Raw genomic sequence first — 1,963 nt, forward strand, 5'->3', positions numbered from 1 at the left:
GGGTCCGCGTCGGCGCGCGTGTCGTGCGGGTCATCGGTGGCAGCGACCCACTGAACCTCGTACAGACTTTTGTCCACCCGTTCGGGAGACATGCGCAACGAGGCGCCCAGTGATTGCACGGTGAAGCCGGTGAAGGCGGCGAGCAACCCGCCGTCGTCGCCCGTGATGGTGATGTCGCTTTCGATTTCGTCTGCGGCGACCGACGTGACGCGCACATGGGCGGTCATGGCCTTTTCCGGGGATCGATAGATTGCGCTGCGCCGGACCCGCGTGGGAAGGTATGGCCCCCCGACGGTGTCGTCTCCGAACGACGCTGCGCCGAAGAGTGTTTGGAAGGCCCCGTCGATGAGTGCCGGATGGAATCGGTACCCGTCGATGTCGTCGGCGATCTGAGGTGGAATGCTCAGTTCGGCTGTTGCCCAGCCGGTTCCGGAGGTCACGCTGCCGACCAGCCGGAAAGCGTCACCGTAATCGAACCCGAGCGCCAGGGTGCGGGCGTAGAAGTCGTCGCTGCTCACGGTGGTGGCGGGCCGCGTCCTGCTCGGGGCATCGTCAGAGCCGGGCGGCGACGACAACGTGTCCAGCTCCGCGGTCGCCGTCAGCGTCCACTTCGGGTCACTTGCGGGCGTCGCGGTGAGCGCGGAGAATTCCACGGCACCCGTCTGGCGGTTGAGCGTGGTCCTGAGCACGGGATCGCAGGTTTCGTCGAGGATGAGCGCCCGGTGCAGCCTCAGGTCGTTCACCCTGTGATCCGTCGATCCGTAGGCGGCTTCCGCTGCGGCCAAAGCTATTTCGACGAACACCGCCGCCGGCACCACCACGCTCCCCTGCACCCGGTGATCTGCCAGGAACGGGATGATGGCGGTGCTCAACTCCACCTCCCAGGTGGAGTGAACACCGCCCACCGGTTGGCCCAGCAGTGGGTGCACCGGTTCGTAATGCAGGTCCTCCGCCGCTTCCTGCGTCTCGTTCCAATAACGCCTGGATTGCCACGGATACACCGGGAGCTTGGCCAGTCGCGCTCCCTGCGGGGGGAACAGAACGTCCCACGCGACCCGGTGGCCGTGGCAGTGCAGTTCGCCGACGCAGTCGAGCAGCGTGCGAATGTCGTCCTCGTTGCGCCGCGCGCTCGCCAGAACGGCCACGTCCGTCTGTTGGGTGGCGGCGGTTTCGGCTATGGACGCCGCGAGCACCGGATGCGGGCCCAGCTCGACGAAGTGGGTATAGCCGTCATCGAGCAAACGTCGTATCGCGGACTCGAACAGCACTGTGGCGCGGATGTTTTGCCACCAGTAGGCCGCACCGGCGAGATTCCCGTCCAGCGCTTCGCCGGTGACCGTGGAGTACAGCGGAATCGTGGCCGGCGCGGGTGACAACGTGCTCAGGGCGCTGCACAGCTCGTCTTTCAACGGGTCCATGTGGTGGGTGTGATACGGCACGTTGCCGGGCAGGAAACGATGGAAGATCCTGCGCTCGTCCAGCTGGCGGGCCAAACCGTCGAGGACGTCGCCATCGCCTGCGAGGGTGAGCGATGACGGGCCGTTGACTGCGGCAACGGACACCCGCCGCCCGATCTCGTCACGAGTCTCGTCGTCGAGCGCGTGGAAGACCGAGTCGGCGTCGGCTCCGACGGCAAGCATGCGGCCCAGGCCGCTCGCGCGCTGTTGCAGGCGGCTTCGGTGAAACACCACCTGCACCGCTTGCTCGAACGTGAGGACACCGCTGAGGTAGTGTGCGGCGACCTCGCCGGCGCTGTGCCCGACCACCGCGTCGGGCCTGATCCCGAACTGTTCGAGCTGTGCGGCGAGCGCGACCTGGATGGCGAAGTTGGCGGGTTGCGCCACCTCGGTTTCGGCCATCCGAGAACGTGATTGGTCGGCCCGAAGTTCGTCGACCAGTGACCAGTTCGTGTAGTGCGAGAGCTCCCGATCGCACCGCAGGATGCTCTCTGTGAAGGCGGTAT

At 66.4% G+C, this 1,963-nt stretch carries 1 protein-coding gene; it reads right to left on the bottom strand.

Annotated elements, in window-relative coordinates:
* On the bottom strand, positions 1-1,943 hold a 1,943-nt coding region (locus AC2VOK_RS20900; protein WP_428902147.1), incomplete at its 3' end, for an acyltransferase domain-containing protein.
* Between the last annotated feature and the right edge of the window lie 20 nt (positions 1,944-1,963).

The sequence above is a fragment of the Mycobacterium sp. TH-M116 genome (genome assembly GCF_057473685.1).